At 55.1% G+C, this 22,910-nt stretch carries 19 protein-coding genes and 1 tRNA gene; 16 read left to right on the forward strand and 4 right to left on the reverse strand.

What is annotated here, in order from left to right:
• Positions 1 to 20: 20 nt before the first annotated feature.
• Genes IM273_RS18135 through IM273_RS18175 form a run of 9 tightly spaced genes read left to right on the forward strand, consistent with a single transcriptional unit; the run spans position 21 to position 11,508 of the window.
• Complete coding sequence (locus IM273_RS18135; protein WP_193055565.1) at positions 21 to 3,446, forward strand: ImcF-related family protein; 3,426 nt, start codon at positions 21 to 23, stop codon at positions 3,444 to 3,446.
• Positions 3,446 to 5,041, forward strand: a complete 1,596-nt coding sequence (gene tssA / locus IM273_RS18140; RefSeq protein ID WP_193050996.1) for a type VI secretion system protein TssA — start codon at positions 3,446 to 3,448, stop codon at positions 5,039 to 5,041. Before IM273_RS18135 ends, tssA begins: the two co-directional genes overlap by 1 nt.
• Before the next feature lie 50 nt (positions 5,042 to 5,091).
• Entirely contained in the window at positions 5,092 to 5,835 is a 744-nt protein-coding gene (locus IM273_RS18145) for a hypothetical protein (protein WP_193050994.1), read from the forward strand.
• A 15-nt stretch (positions 5,836 to 5,850) separates the two neighbouring features.
• Complete coding sequence (gene tssF / locus IM273_RS18150; protein ID WP_193050992.1) at positions 5,851 to 7,614, forward strand: type VI secretion system baseplate subunit TssF; 1,764 nt, start codon at positions 5,851 to 5,853, stop codon at positions 7,612 to 7,614.
• Positions 7,569 to 8,672 (forward strand): type VI secretion system baseplate subunit TssG, encoded by a 1,104-nt coding sequence (gene tssG, locus IM273_RS18155; RefSeq protein ID WP_193050990.1) that lies wholly within the window; start codon positions 7,569 to 7,571, stop codon positions 8,670 to 8,672. The genes tssF and tssG overlap by 46 nt, the downstream gene beginning before the upstream one ends.
• Entirely contained in the window at positions 8,653 to 9,189 is a 537-nt protein-coding gene (tssJ, locus tag IM273_RS18160) for a type VI secretion system lipoprotein TssJ (protein WP_193051000.1), read from the forward strand. The genes tssG and tssJ overlap by 20 nt, the downstream gene beginning before the upstream one ends.
• Positions 9,182 to 9,634 (forward strand): type VI secretion system baseplate subunit TssE, encoded by a 453-nt coding sequence (gene tssE / locus IM273_RS18165; protein WP_045259669.1) that lies wholly within the window; start codon positions 9,182 to 9,184, stop codon positions 9,632 to 9,634. Before tssJ ends, tssE begins: the two co-directional genes overlap by 8 nt.
• 14 nt (positions 9,635 to 9,648) lie before the next feature.
• Entirely contained in the window at positions 9,649 to 10,119 is a 471-nt protein-coding gene (locus IM273_RS18170) for a hypothetical protein (RefSeq protein WP_193050989.1), read from the forward strand.
• Between the two features lie 60 nt (positions 10,120 to 10,179).
• On the forward strand, positions 10,180 to 11,508 hold the full coding sequence (locus IM273_RS18175) for a VasL domain-containing protein (protein ID WP_193050988.1): 1,329 nt from the start codon (positions 10,180 to 10,182) through the stop codon (positions 11,506 to 11,508).
• A 51-nt stretch (positions 11,509 to 11,559) separates the two neighbouring features.
• On the opposite strand, the gene IM273_RS18180 is transcribed toward IM273_RS18175, so the two are convergent.
• Together IM273_RS18180 and IM273_RS18185 are read right to left on the reverse strand one after the other, a co-directional pair.
• Positions 11,560 to 11,631, reverse strand: a tRNA-Arg gene (locus IM273_RS18180).
• A 75-nt stretch (positions 11,632 to 11,706) separates the two neighbouring features.
• Entirely contained in the window at positions 11,707 to 12,636 is a 930-nt protein-coding gene (locus IM273_RS18185; protein ID WP_041908869.1) for a formate/nitrite transporter family protein, read from the reverse strand.
• 315 nt (positions 12,637 to 12,951) lie between these two features.
• Between IM273_RS18185 and mlaA the strand changes: the two genes are divergently transcribed.
• The gene (gene mlaA / locus IM273_RS18190) at positions 12,952 to 13,704 is read left to right on the forward strand and encodes a phospholipid-binding lipoprotein MlaA (RefSeq protein ID WP_041908870.1); all 753 of its coding nucleotides are present in this window, start codon (positions 12,952 to 12,954) and stop codon (positions 13,702 to 13,704) included.
• 44 nt (positions 13,705 to 13,748) lie between these two features.
• Here the strand turns inward: mlaA and fadL are convergent, their stop codons facing one another.
• The gene (gene fadL / locus IM273_RS18195) at positions 13,749 to 15,029 is read right to left on the reverse strand and encodes a long-chain fatty acid transporter FadL (RefSeq protein ID WP_041908871.1); all 1,281 of its coding nucleotides are present in this window, start codon (positions 15,027 to 15,029) and stop codon (positions 13,749 to 13,751) included.
• A gap of 372 nt (positions 15,030 to 15,401) precedes the next feature.
• On the opposite strand from fadL, the gene IM273_RS18200 reads away from it, so the two are divergent.
• From IM273_RS18200 to sixA, 4 genes are all read left to right on the forward strand, one after another.
• The gene (locus IM273_RS18200) at positions 15,402 to 15,686 is read left to right on the forward strand and encodes a YfcZ/YiiS family protein (RefSeq protein ID WP_028013973.1); all 285 of its coding nucleotides are present in this window, start codon (positions 15,402 to 15,404) and stop codon (positions 15,684 to 15,686) included.
• A gap of 246 nt (positions 15,687 to 15,932) precedes the next feature.
• Positions 15,933 to 17,243 carry an acetyl-CoA C-acyltransferase FadI gene (gene fadI, locus IM273_RS18205; RefSeq protein ID WP_041908875.1) on the forward strand — a complete coding sequence of 437 codons (1,311 nt, stop codon included), beginning with the start codon at positions 15,933 to 15,935 and terminating at the stop codon, positions 17,241 to 17,243.
• Entirely contained in the window at positions 17,243 to 19,390 is a 2,148-nt protein-coding gene (gene fadJ / locus IM273_RS18210; RefSeq protein WP_193050987.1) for a fatty acid oxidation complex subunit alpha FadJ, read from the forward strand. Before fadI ends, fadJ begins: the two co-directional genes overlap by 1 nt.
• Before the next feature lie 209 nt (positions 19,391 to 19,599).
• Complete coding sequence (sixA, locus tag IM273_RS18215; protein WP_003861375.1) at positions 19,600 to 20,085, forward strand: phosphohistidine phosphatase SixA; 486 nt, start codon at positions 19,600 to 19,602, stop codon at positions 20,083 to 20,085.
• A 47-nt stretch (positions 20,086 to 20,132) separates the two neighbouring features.
• Here the strand turns inward: sixA and smrB are convergent, their stop codons facing one another.
• Positions 20,133 to 20,684 (reverse strand): endonuclease SmrB, encoded by a 552-nt coding sequence (gene smrB, locus IM273_RS18220; RefSeq protein ID WP_008502613.1) that lies wholly within the window; start codon positions 20,682 to 20,684, stop codon positions 20,133 to 20,135.
• 145 nt (positions 20,685 to 20,829) lie between these two features.
• Here smrB and prmB point away from each other — a divergent pair, with 145 nt between their 5' ends.
• On the forward strand, positions 20,830 to 21,762 hold the full coding sequence (gene prmB / locus IM273_RS18225; RefSeq protein WP_023312578.1) for a 50S ribosomal protein L3 N(5)-glutamine methyltransferase: 933 nt from the start codon (positions 20,830 to 20,832) through the stop codon (positions 21,760 to 21,762).
• A 60-nt stretch (positions 21,763 to 21,822) separates the two neighbouring features.
• Positions 21,823 to 22,908, forward strand: a complete 1,086-nt coding sequence (aroC, locus tag IM273_RS18230; protein WP_028013970.1) for a chorismate synthase — start codon at positions 21,823 to 21,825, stop codon at positions 22,906 to 22,908.
• Positions 22,909 to 22,910: the final 2 nt, after the last annotated feature.

The raw sequence follows: 22,910 nt of genomic DNA on the forward strand, positions 1-22,910 counted from the left end.
GTTTAGAGGTTTATTATAATATGAAAAAAATCTTTATTAAATTTTCTGGCGTTTTTTTTGTTATAATCATTGCTGTTATTTTGCTTCTAATTTATTACCTGTGGGGATCATCCCTGGGATGGATGGAACCAGCAGAAAAATTTCGCGTACTCTGTACCATTCTCGCAGTTCCTGTTTTCCTCTCTTTGTTGCTAGTCAGTCGCTACTCACTTGTTGCGTTTGGGTCAAGATTGCGTTTTTTCCGTAAGTTAAATGATAAACAGAGTACCCAGTCAAACAATAATAGTGCTCATTTGAAACAAGTAGACATAAGTAAAAAAATAATAACCGAAGTACAACAAGCTCTGCGCCATACTTACGGTCATTTCTGGCATAGCAAAATTCGTATCTTGCTTGTAACTGGCAACGCTGCCGATGTCGAACATCTCACCCCCAAGCTCCCCCGTGAACTCTGGCAGGAAGATCGCGGCACGTTGCTGCTGTGGGGCGGTGACCTCAACACCCCAGCCGACAGCGTCTGGCTGACCGCACTGCGCAAACTGCGCCGCCGTCCGGTAGATGGTCTGGTGTGGGTCACCTCAGCCTTTGACCAGCTTTCAGCGCCAGGGCTGGAGCAGCCGCTGCCGGTACCGTCTGAAAGCACCATGGATTCTCTGTCTCATGCCATCTGCGCACGTATGGAAGCGCTTGGCTGGAAACTCCCCCTGTATGTCTGGTCCCTACACGCGCGCGGCGGTAAACCAGAAGGTCGCATTACCCAGGCGACTGGTTGTTTGTTACCTGCAGGCTGTCGTGCCGAGGGGCTGGCAGAACAACTCTCCACCCTGACGGCAGATTTGACTTCACAGGGTCTGCAGCAGACCTGTAGTGAAGTGAAACATAACTTCCTACTGTCCCTTGCCGACCAACTCATTCGTGAGCCGGAAAGCGTGACCGCACCGCTGTCGGTGATGCTCAATCCGTACCGCCCGCTGCCGCTGGCCGGTGTGGTGTTCAGTCAGCCTTCAGCCGGTGCAGAACGCGCCGTGCCGCACCACTGGGGCATGGATAAGCGCTGGGATGTTCTGCCTGAATCAGTCCGGACGCTTCCTGCCGGGCTGCGTCCTCGCAAGCCCGGTATTCCATGGCGCAAGGTAATGGCATCTGCAGCTGCGCTCACGATGGTGAGCTGGGCTATGTGGATGAGCATCGCGTATGTCACCAACCGCAGCCAGATTGACGGTGCGAATGCTCAGGCCGAACTTGCCGCTCGACAGAATCAGCCCCTGGAGCAGCGTCTGCAAGCGCTGTCTGAACTTCAGAAAACGCTGGCCCGTCTGCAGTACCGTTCTGAGCATGGTGTGCCGTGGTACGAAAAGGCCGGGCTGAGCCAGAACAATGCGCTGCTGGCGGCACTCTGGCCACACTATCAGGACAGCGCGTTGCCGCTGTTGCGCGATGCGGCTGCAGACCATCTGCAGAAGCAGGTCAGTGCCTTTAACGCGCTGCCTCCGGATAGCCCGCTGCGCGAGCAGAGGGCAAAAGCGACCTATGACCAGCTGAAACTTTACCTGATGCTGGCGCGTCCTGAGCATATGGATGGTGCCTGGTTTAGCACGGTGCTGCTTCAGGACTGGCCGAAGCGTGACGGCGTGAAAGACGGTATCTGGCTAGGCGTGGCTCCGTCGCTGCTGTCGTTTTATGGTGCACAACTGGTCACACATCCTGAGTGGAAACTGCGAGCTGATGAAAACATGGTCAGCCAGGCGCGTTCCCTACTGGTTCGCCTGATGGGCGTGCGTAATAGCGAATCGACCCTGTACCAGAAAATGCTTTCACAGGTGGCACATCTGTATGTCGATATGCGTCTCGAGGACATGACCGGCGATACTGATGCTGCCCGCCTGTTCAGCACCACCGAGATCGTGCCAGGTATGTTTACCCGCCAGGCCTGGGAGCAGGCCGTCCAGCCTGCCATCGAAAAGGTGGTGAAGGCGCGCCGGGACGAGCTCGACTGGGTGTTGACGGACAGCAAACGTCCGGTCAGTAAGCAGGATGAAATCTCCCCGGAAGCACTTAAAAATCGCCTGACGGAGCGTTATTTTGCCGATTTTGGCGGCGCCTGGCTGGAATTCCTCAACAGCCTGCGCTGGAACCAGGCCACCACGCTGTCGGATTCCATTGACCAGCTGACTCTGATGGCCGACGTGCGCCAGTCACCTCTGGTGGCGCTGATGAATACCCTTAATGTGCAGGGGCGTACCGGACAGACCGGGGAGGCGATTTCGGATTCACTGGTGAAATCAGCGAAAAATCTGCTGGGCGGTGACAATACGGATGTCATTGACCAGAGTGCCGGCGTTCACGGCCCGCTGGATGCAACCTTTGGTCCGGTGCTGGCGCTGATGGATAAAAGCAACACCGTTGCGCAGTCGCTGAGCTTGCAGTCGTACCTGACCCGCGTGACGCAGGTTCGGCTGCGCTTGCAGCAGGTGACTAATGCTGCCGACCCTCAGGCCATGACCCAGACCCTTGCTCAGACCGTATTCCAGGGCAAGGCCGTGGATCTGACTGAAACCCGCGACTACGGCAGCCTGATTGCTGCCGGTCTGGGGCAGGAGTGGAGCGGTTTTGGTCGTTCGGTCTTTGTGATTCCGATGGAACAGGCCTGGCAGCAGGTGCTGGCTCCGGCGGCCGCTAGCCTCAATGCCCAGTGGCAACAGGCGGTAGTGGCTGAGTGGAACAGTGCCTTCGGTGGGCGCTATCCATTTAACAATTCCAGCAGTGATGTATCCCTGCCGCTGCTGGCTAAATACCTTAATGTCGATTCCGGGCGTATTGCGCAGTTCCTGCAAAACCGCCTCAAAGGCGTGTTGCACAAAGAAGGAAACCACTGGGTGCCGGACAGCATCAACTCGCAGGGGCTGGCCTTTAACCCAGAGTTTCTCAATGCCATCAACACCCTGAGTCATATCTCGGATGTCGCCTTCACCGAAGGCAATGCCGGGATGAACTTCGAACTGCGTCCGGGTACTGCCGATGGCGTGATGCAAACCACCATGATTATCGACAACCAGAAGCTGATATACGTTAACCAGATGCCAGTCTGGAAGCGCTTCGCCTGGCCTGCGGATACTGAGGCCCCTGGTGCGAACCTGAGCTGGATAAGCACCCAGGCAGGCACCCGTCAGTATGCGGATATTCCAGGCGCCTGGGGATGGATCCGACTGCTCGACAAAGCTGCCGTCAGTGCTTATCCGGGCGTGGGTAGCAGCTACAGCCTGAGCTGGCTGGCTCAGGACGGTCGTACACTAAATTACACCCTGCGTACCGAAGCGGGAGAGGGCCCGCTGGCGCTGCTGAAGCTGCGTAATTTCCGCCTGCCAGAGACCATCTTCAGCACGACAGGCCTGGAAGCATCAGACCAGGCCGAAAGCGCAAGCAATGATACAGAGGACGTATATTGATGAGCACGCTCAATGCTTTACTCAGCGCCTGCCAGACTGAGCAGGATCCACTCCTTGCGGCCACCCGTGAGCGGGTTAGGCTCTGGGATAGCTGGCTGCAGCCGCTGTCCGGTCCATCACCTCAGGGTGACGACCCGGGTTATGACGATGACTTTCAGCAGATGCGCGAGGAGGTAAACAAACTCTCAGGTGCGGATACCGAACTTATTTGCCAGCTTGCAGAGAAGCTTCTGACCACGACCGCCAAAGATATCCGTGTGGCCACCTACTACTGCTGGGCAAAGCTGCACCGCGAAGGTGAGCAGGGGCTCGCTGAAGGACTTGAACTGCTGTGCGGCCTGCTGGAGCGCTTTGGTACACAACTGCATCCACAGCGTGATCGCAGCCGTAAGGCGGCACTGGAATGGCTGGCGGGATCGCGAATGACTGATTCTCTCTCCCTGTACCCCGAAGTGGTCAGGATCGATGCGATACGTACCACCGGGGCACTGCTGCTGATAGAGCAACTGACGGAAAATGAGCCGGATGAAATTCGACCGGAACTCAATACGCTGTATGGTGCTCTTGAAAGCCGCTTGCAGAAAGCGGGTGGTGTGGATGCGGTTGTGCCTCAGAACGCCAGTGCCTTCGAACCCCCTGCGAGTGCCAGCCACTACGATGCCCCGGTCATCGGACGTATCACCTCCGGTCAGGATTTGCTGGCGCAGGCCCGCGTGCTCGCTGAATATCTGCGTGAACAGCCGGACGGCTGGCTGTCAGCGCACCATCTGATGAAAAGCCTGCGTCATGACACACTGCGGGCCATCCCGGCCCCGGATGCGCAGGGCCGTACCCGCATTGAGCCGCCAAGGGCGGATCAGCGTGCGCTACTCAAACGCCTCTACCTACAGCAGAACTGGGCTGAAATGCTGGAAACGGCGGACAGCGCGTTTTCCCGTGGTGCCAATCACCTGTGGCTGGATTTGCAGTGGTATATCCATCAGGCGCTGACGAAATCCGGTCAGGACACGCTGGCCGGTATTATCGCGGCTGACCTGAAAGGGCTGCTCACCCGTCTGTCCGGGCTCGAAACACTGGCCTTCAGTGACGGCACGCCATTTGCGGATGACGTGACGCTGAACTGGATCCAGCAGAGCGTGCTGGATTCGACAGGCGGGTGGGGCAATGACACTCCTTCCGCACAGATGTCCCCAGGCAACGATGACATTCTGGCGCTGGAGCCGGAAGCGGTGGCACTGGCCGACAGTGAAGGCCCGGATGCGGCACTGGGCTGGTTGCAGGCCCGTCCCGGCATCACCACCGTACGCCAGCAGTGGCTGCTGCGCCTGCTGATGGGGCGTATCGCGGAGCAGTACGGCAAAAATGAGCTGGCGGTGCATCTGTTTGCGGAGCTGGGCGAGCGGGCCGGTGAAGTCACCCTTACGAACTGGGAGCCTGAGCTATTGTTTGAGGTACAGACCCGTCATCTGAAACTCCTGCGGCTGAAAGCCAGTCGCAGTGAGGCTGATAAGACTCGCCTTACACCGGTAATGGACCAGTTACTTGCCGAGCTGATCGCAGTTAATCCTGCCCGTGCCGCCGTACTTTGCGGATGATAATTAGTCATACCTTCAGGAAACAAATCAGAATAAAGGGAAATTAAAAAATGAAACGTCTTAGAATATTTACTTGTTTAGGTGTGATGTTCTTGCTTTCAGGTTGTACGGCACTACTGTGGGGAGGAAATAAGGTCGCCGAACCAAAAACAGAGAGACATATTCAGATTCAGGACAGTGTAACCGGTGTATTTCAGTATAAAAACCTTGCTGTTTCTGTTGTTCAGGGAAGCAAAAAAACTACTGTTAACGTTCCCTCTGAAGGTGTTGCCTTTGTAGGTGAAAAATATATATACATTCTGACCCGGGGGGCTGATGAACTTCTGTCCCTTAATAAACTTGCAACTCAAATTCCCCTGATATCAGGTCGGGAAGAGAATACCCTTAAGTTTCGGATAAACAAACCATCAGGCAGCGACAGCGTGCTTCAGTTCAGCGATGCTCTTCCTGTCGAAGTCAATGAATCCTCCAGGATGCTTTCAACAGAAGAGTTAAAGACTATTCAGCACGCAGGCTTCCGGAGCAACGGTGTCCGGTATGTCAGGGACGTATATATCACGGGAGTGATTATTCCCAAAGTGAGCCTTAATTATACTTTTGATAAGACTGAATCTTTGGGGAGAACGTACAGCGTTCAGTTTTATTCGCTGAAGTCTGGAACCGATTTTCACCCCGTAAATCTGGCGACCAATATTGTCGTTACCCCGTTAGCACTCACTGCTGATATTGTTTTTTTCCCGATATCATTAAGTCTGCTTCAGCTCATTAATGGCCCTTCACCATTCGGACATTAATCAAACAGGTGTTTTATGGAAGATTTAACCCTGCGCTATTTTGATGCAGAAATGCGCTACCTGCGTGAAGCCGCAAAAGAGTTCGCGCAGACCCATCCCGATCGTGCAGCGATGCTCGACCTAGATAAAGCCGGGACTCCCGATCCGTATGTTGAACGGCTGTTCGAAGGCTTTGCTTTCTCAATGGGACGGCTACGGGAGAAGATCGACGACGACCTGCCGGAACTGACCGAAGGGCTGGTCAGTATGCTCTGGCCACATTACCTTCGGACTATTCCGTCACTCTCGGTGGTCGCGTTCACGCCTGCGCTTCAGACCGTTAAGATGGCAGAGGTGATGCCCGCGGGGCTGGAAGTGTACTCCCGCCCGGTGGGTCCGAAAAACACAGTCTGCCGTTACCGCACAACCCGCGATGTGATGCTCAACCCGTTGAATATCTCTCGGGTGACCATGACTACTGAGCCGGACGGGCGCTCGTTACTGAGAATGCGCTTTGCCTGCAGCACGCAGGCGGACTGGTCCCATGCGGACCTCAGTGACCTGAGCCTCTATCTCGGGGCGGATGCACCGGTCAGCAGCCAGCTGCACCTTATGCTGACCAAACGGCAGGCCGCACTCTATATGCGCCTGCCTGGTCAGACTGACCGTATCCGGCTTGACGGATATTTCTCACCGGGCGGCTTTCGTGACGAAGACTGCCTGTGGCCGAAAGGCGATACCGCGTTCAGCGGCTACCAGCTTCTGCTGGAGTATTTCACCTTCCGCGACAAGTTTATGTTTGTCCACCTTAACGGCCTTAAGGGCATCACGCCGCCAGCGGGGACCGAGTATTTTGATATTGAAGTGGTGTTCAATACGCCATGGCCATCTGACCTGCCGGTCACTGATGACGCGGTTCGCCTTCACTGCGTGCCGGTGATTAACCTGTTTACGCTGGAGGCTGACCCGCTGACCATTACCGGGCTTGAAAGCGAGTACCTGCTGCGTCCAAAACGTCTGCAGGACGGACATACCGAGATTTATTCGGTGGATTCAGTCACTGGCTCAAACCGCACCAATGACGCGGAGTATGTGCCGTTTAGCAGCTTCAGGCACAAGGGCGGGATGATGCGCCGTCATGCTCCCCCCCGTTATTACCATACCCGCGTGAAGCGCAGCGTGACCGGGCTGTATGACACCTGGCTTATACTTGGGGGGCACCAGTGGGAAGATGACCGCCTGTTTGAACGTGAAGCCGTGTCGCTGCAAATCACCGGCACCAACGGCCAGCTGCCGCGCCGTGCGCTACAGAGCTCGCTGCTTGACCGCTGTGAGCAGGTGGTGAGTACGCAACTTTCAGTACGTAACCTCTGCAAACCAACGCTGCCAGTCTATCCGCCTTCTGAAGACCGCTTCCACTGGCGGGTTCTGAGTCACCTGGGATCCGGTTTCCTGAACATGATGAGTACCGCCGAAGTGCTGCGCGGCACGCTTGCCCTGTATAACTGGCAGGAAGATGAAATGAACACCCGGCGTCTGGAGGCGATTCAGCATGTAAAACATCATCGCCTTCAACGTTTTGAACAGGGCTATCTGCTGCGGGGGCTGGATATCGAAGTCACCCTCGACAGCAATGGTTTTACCGGTGAGGGCGATATTCACCTGTTCGGTGAAATGCTCAACCGATTCTTTGCGTTGTATGCCGATATGAACCAGTTCAACCAGCTCACCCTCATTGTTCAGCCAGAAGGAAAATGTATCCGGTGGAAAGAGAATCACAGTCCGCGTCTGCCAGGCTGATAGTGCAACTGGGCGACCGGCTGCCGTACATGAACTTTTATCGTTTTTGCCAGCTGCTGGAGCAGAGCCAGCCGGATAAACCGGTCATCGGTAGCACCTGGCAGGTGCGACATGAGCCGGTACGCTTCCGTCCCCATTCGGGGATGGGGTTCCCGGCCTCTGAAATCAAAGGGGCAGAGCTACCGGAACATCCGCACCTTCCACCCACAATCCGTACCACCTTTATGGGGCTCTACGGCGTGGAGTCTCCGCTGCCGACGCACTATATCGATGACATCGCTCAGCGACGGGAAGGGTACGAAGCTAACGCGGACTTCCTCGATATCTTCAACCACCGGCTGATTGCTCAGTACTACCGTATCTGGCGTAAATATTCATACCCGGCGACTTTCGAAGAAGGCGGTAAGGACAAAACCTCGCAGTACCTGCTGGGACTGGCCGGGCTCGGGATTAACGGCTGCACGGACAGTATCGCGACCCCGGCTTCGCGCTTTCTGGCACTGCTGCCGGTCATGTTACTGCCGGGGCGTACCGCAGAAGGCATGGCCTCGCTGGTGCGCCTGCTGGCACCCAACACGCAGGCGAAAATCTGGCACCATGACAAACGCCGTGTGCCGCTGAAGAAGCCACTGACCATGAGCGTCAGCCAGCCCGTCACCCTGACAAATCGACCGGTCATGGGCAACTATGCCACCGACGTGAACAGCCAGGTGCTGATGCGTCTGACCACCACTGACCCGGCAGAAGTGCAGGGCTGGTTACCGGGCGGGGAGCTTCACGCGGACCTGATGGCGCTCCTGCACGTGTATCTTGGCTCTCGCCTGGAAGTCCGCCTGCAGCTGTGTGTCGATCGTAGCCTGCTGCCTGACGCGACAATGAGCACTCAACCCAAAGCGGGTGCAGTGCAACTGGGCCGCACCGCCGTGATGCGACCGCTGAACGCGGCTAAGACCGCATCACACCCAAAAACAATAACCATCAATCTTGGCCGCTACGAGCGCGTACAGGAAAATTTTCACCGCAGGGAGACTGATGAAGATGGCGATTACCGCTGGTAAATTTCCTCTGGTTACGCTGGCTACAGGCATTACGCTGATGCTGGCAGGCTGTGGACTTACTCAGAGTGTTACGGACGGCACTGTCGCTGTGACTAAATCGATTTTTTATAAGCAGGTGAAGATCCTGCATCTGGATATACGTGCCCGTGAAGCCGTGAACAGCAATGCTGGTGGTGTAGCTCTGTCGACGATTGTGCGTATTTATCAGCTTAAAGATCGCAAAACTTTTGACAGCACGGACTACCCGTCATTGTTTAAAGACGACAGCCAGGCTGTCAAGGCAGACCTGGTGGCGGAGAAAGATATACGGCTGCAACCGGGTGGTGCTGTCATGGTCGATATGCCAATGGAAAAGGATGCGCAGTATGTGGCAGTGGCCGGGATGTTTATGTCACCGGACCAGGAGAACAACACCTGGCGTGTGGTAATGAGCCGCGATGAGCTTGATCCTGAGAAGGCCCGGGTGATTGAAGCGGGCAACAATCGACTGACTCTACAGGCGCTGAAAGATGAGTGAATCATCTCGTCCTTCTCTGTATGAAGTACTTTATGGCAATTTCACCGGCGGTCTCGACCTGCATCAGGTCAGCGAGCAGAACCAGGTCATTTTGTCCGTACTCGATAACATGCAGCGCGTTCTCAACTGTCGCGCCGGCACGCTGGCGCATCTGCCTGACTACGGCCTGCCGGATATGACCAAAATCCTGCAGGGCATGCCGGGAACGGCCCATGAGCTTATGGGCACATTATCTGCCGTCCTGCTCAAATACGAACCGCGCTTGAAAAAAATAACCGTTGTTCTGCTGGAACAAAATATCCCCGGCGAACTGCGCTATGCCATTGACGCTGAACTTAAAGGGATTGGTCTGGTGCGCTACGGGACTGAATTTATGCCCGAAGGGCGGGTCCTGTTAAGGCATCTCAGACAACAACAGTATCTCGACACAACTCTCCATTTGTAAGGTCCGATAACATCATGTCCGTAAAATTACAGTTCCTGAAGAAGTTGCAGGCGCGACAAGCTGCACGTGTTCCTGCAATCAGCAAGAGTCAGGCTGATATTGCAGAGTTTCGCCAGCGAATGGCTCAGCTGCAGGATGAAATGGACGCGTGGCTGACGGATACGGGACTGAATGTGGAGCCACTAACGGTATCCGTTTCGGATCTTCTGGTAGAGGGCGGAGCTTTTGAGATTTCCGGTATTGTTCTTCGTTATGACAGTCGGGCGGTAAAGTTTATGCCGATCTTTCTGTATGGACAGGGCGTCGCCGGTTGTGTCGAGGTGACTTTCTGTTCCGGAGAAAATGTTATTTCTCAAGGGCGGCTCTTTATGCGGGTAGGGGGGGGAAGTGACTGGATCTTCACTCCCCCAGATACTCCATCCCGGTCAGGACAATTATTTGATGAAGGTATTTTTTTCGGTCTGATTTTAGCGCTGTTGCCATAGCGATAACATTATTTCATCAACTGACGAAATCAACTGACACGAATATGCAGGCTCTCCAGAATGACTATAGATATAACGTTAAAAACCGGCGGCGACCCGCGCACGCTTCCGGATTATGCCGCCCTTCGCGATGAACTGAGTAAATTAAGCCATCCCGCTCGACCGGACGTGAACTGGGTATACGTTGAAAAACGCTGCCTTTCATTATTCGAGCAAAACGGTGTTGAGTTGCAGACTGCAGCCTGGTACACCCTCGCCCGTACGCAGCAGTCTGGAGTCGCTGGCCTGAATGAGGGGCTGGCGATCCTGGAGGCTCTGATTAGCCACCAGTGGGAGGTTTTCTGGCCGCATTCGCAACACGTGCGAATGGAAATCCTTAGCAGCCTGAGCCAGCGCCTGCAGCAACTCATGCGTATGCTCACTTTGGATGACAGCAATCTGAGTGAACTATATAACGCTGAAGCGTTGCTTGCCAGGCTGGGGGCGGTGCTCCAGACCCTTGAGCTTAAACACCTCAGCCAGTTCGAGACATTACGAACGGTGATACATTCTAATGCGGCAAGACTGGAAAAAAATCATGGAATGACAGATTCGCATGAGATGAAGCCCGACAGGGAAGCTCCTTTGGAAAAGGATGAACCGATCCAGGCGGTGAAAAGGGTATATGTTGTCGAGCAGAAAAATGAGCCGAACGGTGAGGAACCTGTGATGCCCTCCCGGATTGCCGGGCAGTGGAAGCCCTTTGTCGCCGGGATGTGTTCTATGCTGGTGGCCTGCGTCGCCGTAGCGTGGGGAGGGGGCTTTCTATCCAGACCCGATCCCTTAACGACCCAGGCCATTGCCTCGCTGGCGCCGTTACCTGAAGTGCTTACACCTGTTCAGCAAGACGCGTTAACGCAGCGAGGAACGTTACCGTCTACGTTTATCTCAGATACGCAGCAGCAGCTTGCACGGCTGGATAAACTGTCTCCTGACTGGAATATTTCCTACAGCCTACAGCTGTTAAAGCAGCTCCAGACATTACGGCCCGAAGAGGCTAAAGCGCTGATAATACAGTGGCAAAAAAAGTTTAACGCGACGGCGTTGCCTGTAGACGCAATGAACAGCTGGTATCAGGGGATGATGACGCTTCAGCAACTGAGTGATCGGCTGAGTAGTCTGGATGAGCAAAAAGGAAAATATATAACCGTTAGTGAGCTTAAATCCGTGGTTTTTACGACTATGCAGTCATTTAACCATGCGATACCCGCTGAAGAGCAGCTCAGGCGCCTGTCGCAGTATCCTGCAGGAAGTGCGCTCCCTGAAGCAGAAAAGACCCAACTTGAGCTTCACCTAAAGCAACTGGCAACGCGTTATGCTCAAATAAAGCAGGATGCTTCTGCTCAATGAGTTTTTGCAGCGAACAGACTAATTTGGGTTAAAAACAGAGGAAGATAAAAGTGTCCCCTGCAGGAATCGAACCTGCAACTAGCCCTTAGGAGGGGCTCGTTATATCCATTTAACTAAGGGGACGAGGCGGCACGAGTATAGCGTTATTTACACTTTGCGTTAAGCGCGTTGCCGCCTGACTGCTCAAAGAGTCACCATTCAGGTTGATTTTTTTGCTGCTTTATCCTTTTCTGCCTGCGCCTTAAGCTCGGCTTTGCGTTTATTCGACATGTCGTTACGGATTTGGGCATGGCTTAACAGCGCGAAGATAAACGTTCCACCGCAGATATTTCCCGCCAGCGTCGGAATGGCGAACGGCCAGAAAAAATCGCTCCAGTGAAGCGTACCGTTAAAGACCAGGTAAAGTATTTCAACGGTACCGACCACGATATGCGTGGTATCCGCCAGCGCAATTAGCCAGGTCATCAGTATGATCACCACGATTTTAGCGCTACCGGCAGAAGGGAACATCCACACCATTGTGGCGATAATCCACCCAGAGATGATGGCATTAGAAAACATTTCGACCGGCGTGTTTTTCATCACATCCATACCGATCTTCACAAACGCGTCCCGGGTGGGTTCATCAAATATCGGCATATATTCAAATGCCCAGGCCGCGATGCCCGTGCCGATGATATTTCCCAGCAGAACCACGCTCCAGAGCCTCATCAATAAACCAAAATTGCCGAGGGTGGGGTTTTGCATCACCGGCAGTACGGCGGTCACCGTGTTCTCAGTAAACAGCTGCTGGCGGGCCATGATGACGATAATAAAGCCGAAGGTGTAGCCGAGGTTCTCCAGTAAAAATCCGCCGGGCACGCCCTCCAGCTGCACATGAAATATCCCTTTAGCAAGCAGCGAGGCGCCCATTGACAATCCAGCCGCGATAGCTGACCAGAAGAGGGCCATGGCATCGCGCTCCATCTCCTTTTCGCCGTCCTGGCGTATATGTTCGTGAATTGCCATCGCGCGGGAGGGGAGGCGATCCTCATCAATCTCTATCTCCTCACCGCGCGCTTTCTCCTCGCTTTCAATTTCATGTTCCTCATTACTTTCGCCAATTTTGTCTTCACCCACTTCTTTCATATCTACTCCCGGAGGTTGATCTTTCTTTTAAGCGTAGCGGCTTTTATCGGGATGCCTGTGGGGATGCTCTTAAATTGGCGGGAATGACAACAAAGGTGATACATCTTGTTCAAAGACATTATAAAATTGCCAGCGAAACGAATTCCAAAAGTCAGGCTATGCTGAGATCAGAGTCACGGTGATTACTGCCCGTAACTGTACTCATAGACATCGGTAAACGTGCTGTTACAATCACTTGCACGTTTTCAGACGGAGCGCCAGATGCTCCGTTACGGATGGCAATCAACGATAGCCATACTGAACAGGGAGATATTTATGAAACTTCGGCTGTCGGCGCTTGCGCTGGGCGCGACGATGCTTGTGGGCTGCGCCAGCTCCGGGGAGCAAACGGGACGCTCCGATCCTCTCGAAGGATTTAACCGCTCTATGTATAGCTTCAACTACAACGTGCTGGACCCGTATGTGGTTCGCCCGGTGGCAGTAGCATGGCGTGATTACGTTCCACAGCCCGCGCGTAACGGGTTAAGCAATTTTACCAGCAACCTCGAAGAGCCTGCGGTGATGGTCAACTATTTCCTGCAGGGCGATCCGTATCAGGGGATGGTGCACTTTACGCGCTTCTTCCTGAACTCCCTGCTGGGTATGGGTGGTTTTATCGATGTTGCAGGTATGGCAAACCCGAAACTGCAGCGTGAACAGCCGCACCGTTTCGGCAGTACGCTGGGGCATTATGGTGTCGGTTACGGTCCTTACGTCCATCTGCCGTTCTATGGCAGCTTCACCGTGCGTGATGATGGCGGCGATATGGTCGATACGCTGTATCCGGTTCTGTCGTGGCTGACCTGGCCGCTGTCGGTGGGTAAATGGACGGTGGAAGGGATTGAAACCCGTGCGCAACTGCTTGATTCAGACGGTCTGCTGCGCCAGTCGTCCGATCCGTACATTATGGTTCGTGAAGCGTACTTCCAGAATCATGACTTTATCGCCAACGGCGGCAAGCTGAAGCCGGAAGATAATCCAAACGCGAAGGCAATTGAAAACGAACTCAAAGATATTGATTCGGAATAAATAAAAAAGGTGAGCAACGCTCACCTTTTTTGATCCCTGCGCGATTAGAACGCGTAGTTGAAGTTAGTACCGAACAGCCAGGCTTTACCTTCAGAGGTAAATTCGTACGGGCCTTCCTTGAAGGTCACTTTCTGGCCATGCATATAAGATACGCCCGCATCGACAGAAGCATTCTCGTTGAACGCGTAGGTTGCACCAGCACTCACCCAGAAGCGGTCCTGATCCGGAATGGAAATGGAGCGCTTATCAGCCGGTACCGGGCTGTCATCGAATGCGATACCGGTACGGAATGTCCAGTTATCATCCATATAATAGGTGGTACCCAACGCAATGCGATAGGCGTCGTGGAAGCTCTCGTCCTTATAGAACAGCGTTTGACCGTTGGTGCCGGTCGCTTTCAGCTCCTGGAACTGGCTCCAGCTGGTATAGGCCAGGCTATAGTGAATAGCCCACTGTGGCGCTACGCGGTTGTAACCTGAGACTTCCCACATTTCTGGCAGATGCAGTGACAGTGAGCCAGGGACAGTTTGACCGGAAGTCCCCCACGGGATAGTGGTACCCGCACCAGGGACCAGGCTGTTTACCGGCGTCAGGATGCCGCTCTTGTAATCGCCGTCGAAGTCAATTTTTACTTCGGAACGATAGGTCAGGCCCCAGCGGTTGTTTTTGTCCAGCTCGTACAGAATACCGGCGTTCCAGCCATAGCCCCACTCATCACCCTTCAGGCTGGCAATTTTGTTGCTGTTTTTCGGCAGGCGAGCCGTTTGTTCACCGGCGTAACGCTCAATTTTTGCATCGGCGTAGACGGCATCAAAGCCCAGACCGAAGCTCCAGCTGTCGTTCAGACGATAAGCACCGCTCAGGTTCAGGTTTAGCGTTGTCAGGTCTGTTTTACCGCCGTATTCGCCTGCCGGGTAGTTGTTATTGAACTCGGTAGCAAGGCCATAGTTAGACGTGACGGATGCGCCCCAGCCAAATTGTTCATTGATTGGTGCAACGAAGTGCAGGTTAGGTACCCACGCCGTTGGCGCAATGTTATCTGCTTTCAGGCTCGCACCAGAAGGTGACGTGCCGGAAATGTTGACATCAGGATCGATATACACCGCACCAGCAGAGAAGGTCGGGCGATCGAACATCATGATTAATGCAGGGTTACGGCTTGCGTTACCCGCATCATCAGCGATTGCACCTTCCCCTGAATACGCGCGGCCAAGGCCAGAGGAAGAAAATTCGTTTAGCTGAAAGCCCGCTGACCAGGCGGAAGTAGAGACGATTGCCACTGCGACTGCCAGCGCAGTCTTGTTGAACAGGGTTTTCTGGCTCATGACCATAACCTCATTGAGTTATTTTTATTCAATAATTGTTACATACCGTAACAGGAGCGCGAAGTGTAGGGTCTGAGGTATGACAGACAAATCAGACCAGTGGCCAGAGTATAGGTCCGACCAGCCTGAATGTTGCAAGTTTGTTTATTAATATTTTCAAACATGTTTCTTGAAACGAGATCTGGTTGGCAAAATTGTGACCATCGCGGCTCACCCAAAAAGGTGGTTTTTGTTTTAGATCATTTTTTAGTGTGATATCGGTCACTTATCCGATTTTGCGCCATTAACGGCTGGAGAGAGCCAGCGCTGGGGCGTAAAATATCAGCATCGTGTTTATCTCGCGCGCTGCGCGAATACAGAGGAAATTGAGCTATGAGTAAATGCAGTGCTGATGAAACCCCGGTTTGCTGCTGTATGGATGTTGGCACCATCATGGACAACACCGATTGCACCGCGTCTTACAGCCGTGTGTTCACCAACCGCGCCGAAGCTGAAGAAACGCTGGCCGCGCTGAGCAAGCGCGCGCGTGATGTGGAGTCCGATCCGTGTGAAATCAAATCTACCTTCACGGAAGTGGACGGCGGCGTGAAGCTGGATATCGACTTTGTGTTTGCCTGCGAAGCTGAAACGCTGATTTTCCAGCTCGGTCTGCGTTAATCCTTTTTGCCCGGCGGCGCTTCGCTTGCACGGGCCTAGGATCGTGTAGGCCGGGTAAGGCACCGTCGCCACCCGGCAACAAACCGCACAATTGCCTCTGCCATGCAGGGGCATTTTCTTTTTCTTCTCTGTGTTTTACCTCGCATTTTTAAGCTTCCCAGATTGGCTGAATGTAAAAAAATGGTTAAGACTGTTATCAGGTCAGACCACTTTATAATCATGTAAAATTTTTCACAGGGGAAGGTTATGAGTCAGGCATTACCGCTAATCACCCGACAAGGTGACCGCATTGCCATTGTCAGCGGTCTGCGTACGCCGTTTGCACGTCAGGCGACGGCGTTTCACGGTATACCGGCTGTCGATCTGGGGAAAATGGTAGTGGGGGAGATGCTGGCTCGCAGCGAAATTCCGCCTGAGGTCATCGAACAGCTGGTCTTCGGCCAGGTGGTGCAGATGCCTGAAGCCCCTAACATTGCGCGGGAGATTGTTCTCGGTACCGGCATGAACGTTCATACCGATGCCTACAGCGTTAGCCGCGCGTGCGCGACCAGCTTCCAGGCGGTAGCAAACGTGGCGGAAAGTCTGATGGCGGGCACCATTCGCGCCGGGATCGCAGGTGGCGCCGATTCTTCCTCCGTACTGCCGATTGGCGTCAGTAAAAAGCTGGCCCGCATTCTGGTGGACGCTAATAAAGCCCGCACCACCGGTGCGAAGCTCAAACTCTTCTCGCGTTTACGCCTGCGCGATCTCATGCCCGTGCCACCTGCCGTCGCGGAATATTCGACTGGCCTGCGAATGGGCGATACCGCCGAGCAGATGGCCAAAACCTACGGCATCACCCGCGAGCAGCAGGATGCGCTGGCGCATCGCTCGCATCAGCTGGCAGCGAAAGCCTGGTCGGAGGGCAAACTCACCGACGAGGTCATGACCGCCTACACGCCTCCCTATCGAGAGCCTCTTACTGAAGACAACAATATTCGTGGCACCTCGACGCTGGCGGATTACGCCAAACTGCGCCCGGCGTTTGACCGCAAGCACGGCACCGTGACGGCGGCCAACAGTACGCCGCTGACCGATGGTGCTGCTGCGGTGATCCTGATGACGGAGTCGCGTGCAAAAGAGCTGGGCATCACGCCGCTGGGCTATTTGCGCAGCTATGCCTTTACCGCCATTGATGTCTGGCAGGACATGCTGTTAGGTCCGGCGTGGTCCACGCCGCTGGCGCTGGATCGCGCGGGGCTAACCTTGGCGGATTTAACCCTGATTGATATGCACGAAGCCTTTGCCGCGCAAACCCTGGCAAACGTCCAGCTGCTGGCAAGCGAGCGTTTTGCACGCGACGTGCTGGGCCGCGCCCATGCCACCGGCGAAGTGGATCAGAGCAAATTCAACGTGCTGGGTGGGTCGATCGCCTACGGCCATCCGTTTGCGGCCACGGGCGCGCGAATGATCACCCAGACACTACACGAACTCCGTCGCCGCGGCGGTGGGTTTGGTCTCGTCACCGCCTGCGCGGCGGGCGGCCTTGGCGCAGCAATGGTTCTGGAGGCTGAATAATGGATATGCCATCTGCATTTAATCTGACAGTTCGCCTCGATAACGTCGCGGTTATCACTATTGATGTGCCTGATGAAAAGATGAATACCCTGAAGGCTGAATTCGGCACTCAGGTTCGCGCCATGCTTAAGCAGATCCGCGAAAATAAAGCGATTCGTGGTCTGGTCTTTATCTCGGCTAAGCCGGATAACTTTATTGCCGGGGCCGATATCAACATGATCGCCCGAGCGAAAGGCGCGCAGGAAGCTGAAGATCTGGCGCGTCAGGGACAGCAGGTGATGGCTGAAATCAACGCTCTGCCGATTCCGGTTATTGCCGCGATCCACGGTGCCTGCCTGGGCGGCGGGCTGGAGCTGGCGCTGGCCTGTCACAGCCGTATCTGCACTGACGATCCGAAAACCGTTTTAGGGTTGCCAGAAGTGCAGTTAGGCCTGCTGCCGGGATCGGGTGGAACACAGCGTCTGCCGCGTCTGGTTGGGGTTAGCACCGCCCTGGAGATGATCTTAACCGGCAAGCAGCTACGCCCCCGTCAGGCACTGAAAGTGGGGTTGGTTGACGACGTCGTTCCGCACACCATTTTACTGGACGCTGCCGTTGAGCTGGCGCTGAAGGGACGTCAGACAAAACGTCCTCTCTCCGTACGCGAGCGCGTGCTGGCAGGGCCACTGGGGCGCGCGCTCCTGTTCAACATGGTAGGCAAAAAAACCGAGCAAAAAACCAAAGGCAACTACCCGGCGGCAAAGCGCATTCTGGAAGTGATTGAAACCGGGTTGTCGCAGGGCAGCAGCAGCGGCTATGCCGCTGAGGCCAAAGCCTTTGGCGAACTGGCGATGACGCCGCAGTCGCAGGCGCTGCGCAGCATCTTCTTCGCCAGTACTGAGGTGAAAAAAGATCCGGGCAGCGAGGCTGAGCCTGCGCGGCTGCGCGCCGTTGGCGTGCTGGGCGGTGGGCTCATGGGCGGCGGAATCGCGTTTGTTACCGCCAGCAAAGGCAAATTGCCCGTGCGTATCAAAGACATCAGCGCAAAGGGCATCAACCACGCGCTGCAGTACAGCTGGCAGAACCTTGATCGGAAGGTCAAACGCCGCCATATCAAGGCAAGCGAGCGTGATAAAACCCTGGCGACGATCTCCGGCACGACGGATTACAGCGGTTTTGCGCACCGGGACCTGGTGATTGAAGCCGTATTTGAAGACCTGGCGCTTAAGCAGCAGATGGTGGCTGACGTAGAGCAGCATTGCGCGCCGCACACTATTTTCGCCTCAAACACCTCGTCTTTACCGATTGGCGATATCGCGGCGAAAGCTGCTCGTCCGGAGCAGGTCATTGGTCTGCACTTTTTCAGTCCGGTCGAAAAAATGCCGCTGGTGGAGGTGATCCCGCACGCCACGACCAGCCCGCAGACCATCGCCACCGTGGTGAAGCTGGCGAAAAAACAGGGTAAAACCCCGATTGTGGTCGCGGACAAGGCTGGCTTCTACGTCAACCGTATTCTGGCACCCTATATCAACGAAGCGATGCGGCTGCTGACGGAAGGGGAGAAAATCGAGCACGTCGACGAGGCGCTCGTAAAGTTTGGCTTCCCCGTCGGTCCAATCCAACTTTTGGATGAGGTGGGAATAGACACCGGCACTAAAATTATACCTGTGCTGGAAGCGGCTTATGGCGATCGTTTTACCCCGCCTGCAAACATTGTTTCTGCAATTTTGAAGGACGATCGCAAAGGCAGAAAAAATGAACGCGGTTTCTATCTTTACGGCGCGAAAGGGCGTAAAAGCAAGAAACAGGTCGACCCTTCGGTTTATGGGCTTATTTCGGCCACCGGTCAGGGAAGACTGTCTGCCGTTCAGTGCGCAGAACGTTGCGTGATGATGATGCTCAATGAAGCGGCGCGCTGCTTTGGTGAACAGGTGATCAAGAGCGCACGCGATGGCGACATCGGCGCGGTATTTGGTATTGGTTTCCCGCCGTTCCTTGGCGGCCCGTTCCGTTACATGGATACGCTCGGTGCGGGTGAAGTGGTTGTCATTTTGCAACGTCTGGCCTCGCAATACGGTCCGCGGTTCACACCGTGTGACGAATTATTGCAGATGGCGGAGCGGGGCCAGACATTCTGGCCTGCAAGGGAAACTGATTTCGTAAACTGAAGTCAAAGAAGGGTAAATCCTGAGGTGAATGAACCTGTTCTGGCGATTTTGTAAACAGAGATTGACTATACTTACGCCATTGAGGTAAAAAACAGCGTTTCATTCACCGAATGGATCAGGCACAATGCCCGGCCATCGGGTTTTCTACCTCAGAGCATTAATCGCGGGTAGTTAACGCCGGTGATTCTGGTTAACAAAAGCGGTGCAATATGCAAGTTTTTATCATGCGTCACGGCGACGCGGCACTCGATGCCGCCAGTGACTCAGTACGTCCTTTAACCGTCTGTGGCTGTGACGAATCCCGTCAAATGGCGACGTGGCTTAAAGGTCAAAAAGTGGACATTGAACGTGTTCTGGTGAGTCCGTTCCTGCGTGCAGAACAGACGCTGGACGTGGTAGGGGAGTGTATGAACCTGCCATCCAGCGTGGACGTTCTCCCTGAGCTGACGCCATGCGGTGATGTCGGTCTTGTCAGCGCTTACCTTCAGGCGCTGTGCAATGAAGGTGTCGCTTCCGCACTGGTCATTTCCCACCTGCCGCTGGTCGGCTATCTGGTATCTGAGCTGTGCCCGGGCGAAACGCCGCCAATGTTCACCACCTCCGCCATTGCCAACGTCACTCTCGACGAAACCGGCAAAGGGGTCTTCAACTGGCAAATGAGCCCGTGCAACCTGAAGATGGCAAAAGCTATCTGACGTGACGTGTGACAGGGCGGGGGTACTACGTGTTTCCCGCCCTTCTGTCAGGGCAACTCTGGCGGCTGCCACTCCTCAACTTCAATCAACACCAGCAATGCAGCATCGCCGCCGTACTCTTTCGGTGCCTGATGAAACGCCATCACGTGCGGGTGCTGAGCCAGCCACAGCGGCGTCTGTTGCTTCAGAATGTGTTTACCGTGGCCGTGCATCACGCAGGCGCAAAAAACGTGTTCGCGGCGACAGGCGGCAATCAACGCCCCCAGCTCCTGTTTCGCCTGCATCTGGGTTAAGCCGTGCAGATCGAGAAACAGCTCCGGCGAATAATCTCCGCGTCGTAACTTTTTCAGCTCAAAATGGCTGACGTCTTCGCGCACGTACTTCACAGCCCCTTGCGTATTGAGCAGCGGCTGAAATTCATCTGAAAAATAGTGGCTGTTATCCGCCTGCTCCTGGAGCAGCCGTTTGACCGGAACTTCGCTGATTTTTTTACGCTGCGGACGGTGGACAATCGTGTCCTGCGCGATTTTACGCGTCCCGGTCATCAGTTGGCGGAAGAGAGCCTGATCCTCCTCGCTGAGCGATGTTTTCTTTTTCATTCGTCATTCTCATCTCGTATTTCCGATAGTGTACCCGACTAAACGCATTTTTTAACCTCAAGCGGTACGCGTCATTGCTGATTTATCGCCGTCTTCATGGCAAACTAGCCGCCGAAAATTATGCGAGCATGCCCTGGAGGAAAGAGTGGATAAAATATTTGTCGATGAAGCAGTAAACGAGCTGCATACCATACAGGACATGTTGCGCTGGTCGGTTAGCCGCTTCAGCGCCGCTAATATCTGGTACGGTCACGGTACCGATAACCCGTGGGACGAGGCCGTTCAGCTGGTGCTGCCGTCTCTTTACCTGCCGCTGGACATTCCGGAAGACATGCGCACCGCGCGCCTGACCTCCAGCGAAAAACACCGCATCGTTGAGCGCGTGATCCGTCGCGTAAACGAGCGCATTCCGGTGGCTTACCTGACCAACAAAGCCTGGTTCTGCGGCCACGAGTTTTACGTCGATGAACGCGTGCTGGTACCGCGCTCGCCGATTGGTGAGCTGATCAACAATCACTTTGAAGGCCTGATTAACCATCAGCCGCAGCACATTCTCGATATGTGCACCGGCAGCGGCTGCATCGCTATTGCCTGCGCCTACGCTTTCCCTGAAGCGGAAGTGGACGCCGTCGATATCTCCACCGACGCGCTGGCCGTGACCGAACACAACATCGAAGAGCACGGCCTGATCCATCACGTCACGCCAATCCGCTCTGACCTGTTCCGCGACCTGCCGACGCTGCAATACGATCTGATCGTCACTAACCCGCCGTACGTCGATGCAGAAGACATGTCAGATCTGCCGAACGAATATCGTCACGAGCCGGAGCTGGGCCTGGCGTCAGGCTCGGACGGCCTGAAGCTGACCCGCCGCATTCTGGCCTGCGCGCCGGATTACCTGACCGATGACGGCGTTCTGATTTGTGAAGTGGGCAACAGCATGGTACATCTGATAGAGCAGTACCCGGATGTGCCGTTCACCTGGCTTGAGTTCGACAACGGCGGTGACGGCGTCTTTATGCTGACCAAAGCGCAGCTGCTCGACGCGCGCGAACACTTCAGCATCTATAAAGATTAATCCAGCGGGCTTCGGCCCGTTTCACAACGCTCAAACACAAACAACAACATCGGAGCCGTGATGGCAGGAAACAGTATTGGACAGTTATTCCGCGTGACCACCTTTGGCGAGTCGCACGGGCTGGCGCTGGGCTGTATCGTTGATGGCGTACCGCCAGGCATCGAACTGACCGAAGCAGATTTACAGCACGACCTTGACCGCCGTCGTCCGGGCACCTCTCGCTACACCACGCAGCGTCGCGAGCCGGACCAGGTCAAAATTCTCTCCGGCGTTTTTGAAGGCCGCACCACCGGCACCAGCATTGGTCTGCTGATTGAAAACACCGATCAGCGCTCTCAGGACTACGGTGCTATCAAGGACGTGTTCCGCCCGGGCCATGCCGACTACACCTACGAGCAAAAGTACGGCTTTCGCGACTATCGCGGCGGCGGACGCTCTTCCGCGCGTGAAACCGCGATGCGCGTGGCCGCTGGCGCTATTGCTAAAAAGTATTTGCAGCAGAAATTTGGCATCGTCATTCGCGGCTGTCTGACCCAGATGGGCGACATTCCGCTGGCGATCAAAGACTGGGATCAGGTCGAACAAAACCCGTTCTTCTGCGCCGATGCGGATAAGCTTGACGCGCTGGACGAACTGATGCGCGGCCTGAAAAAAGAGGGCGACTCCATTGGCGCGAAAGTCACCGTGGTGGCAGATGGCGTCCCGGCTGGCTGGGGCGAGCCGGTATTTGACCGTCTCGACGCCGATATCGCCCACGCGCTGATGAGCATCAACGCGGTGAAGGGCGTCGAGATTGGCGACGGCTTCGACGTGGTGGCGCTTCGCGGCAGCCAGAACCGCGACGAAATCACGAAAGCGGGCTTCCAGAGCAACCATGCGGGCGGCATTCTCGGCGGTATCAGCAGTGGACAGCAGATTATTGCCAACATCGCGCTGAAGCCGACCTCAAGCATCACCGTGCCGGGCCACACGATTAACCGCTCAGGCGAAGAAGTTGAGATGATCACCAAAGGTCGTCACGATCCGTGCGTGGGGATCCGCGCGGTGCCGATCGCGGAAGCGATGCTGGCGATCGTGCTGATGGATCACTTCCTGCGCCAGCGCGCGCAGAACGCGGACGTGACGACCACCATTCCACGCTGGTAAAC

It is taken from the genome of Enterobacter cloacae complex sp. P13B (genome assembly GCF_014895915.1).
Taxonomy (GTDB): Bacteria; Pseudomonadota; Gammaproteobacteria; order Enterobacterales; family Enterobacteriaceae; genus Enterobacter; species Enterobacter bugandensis.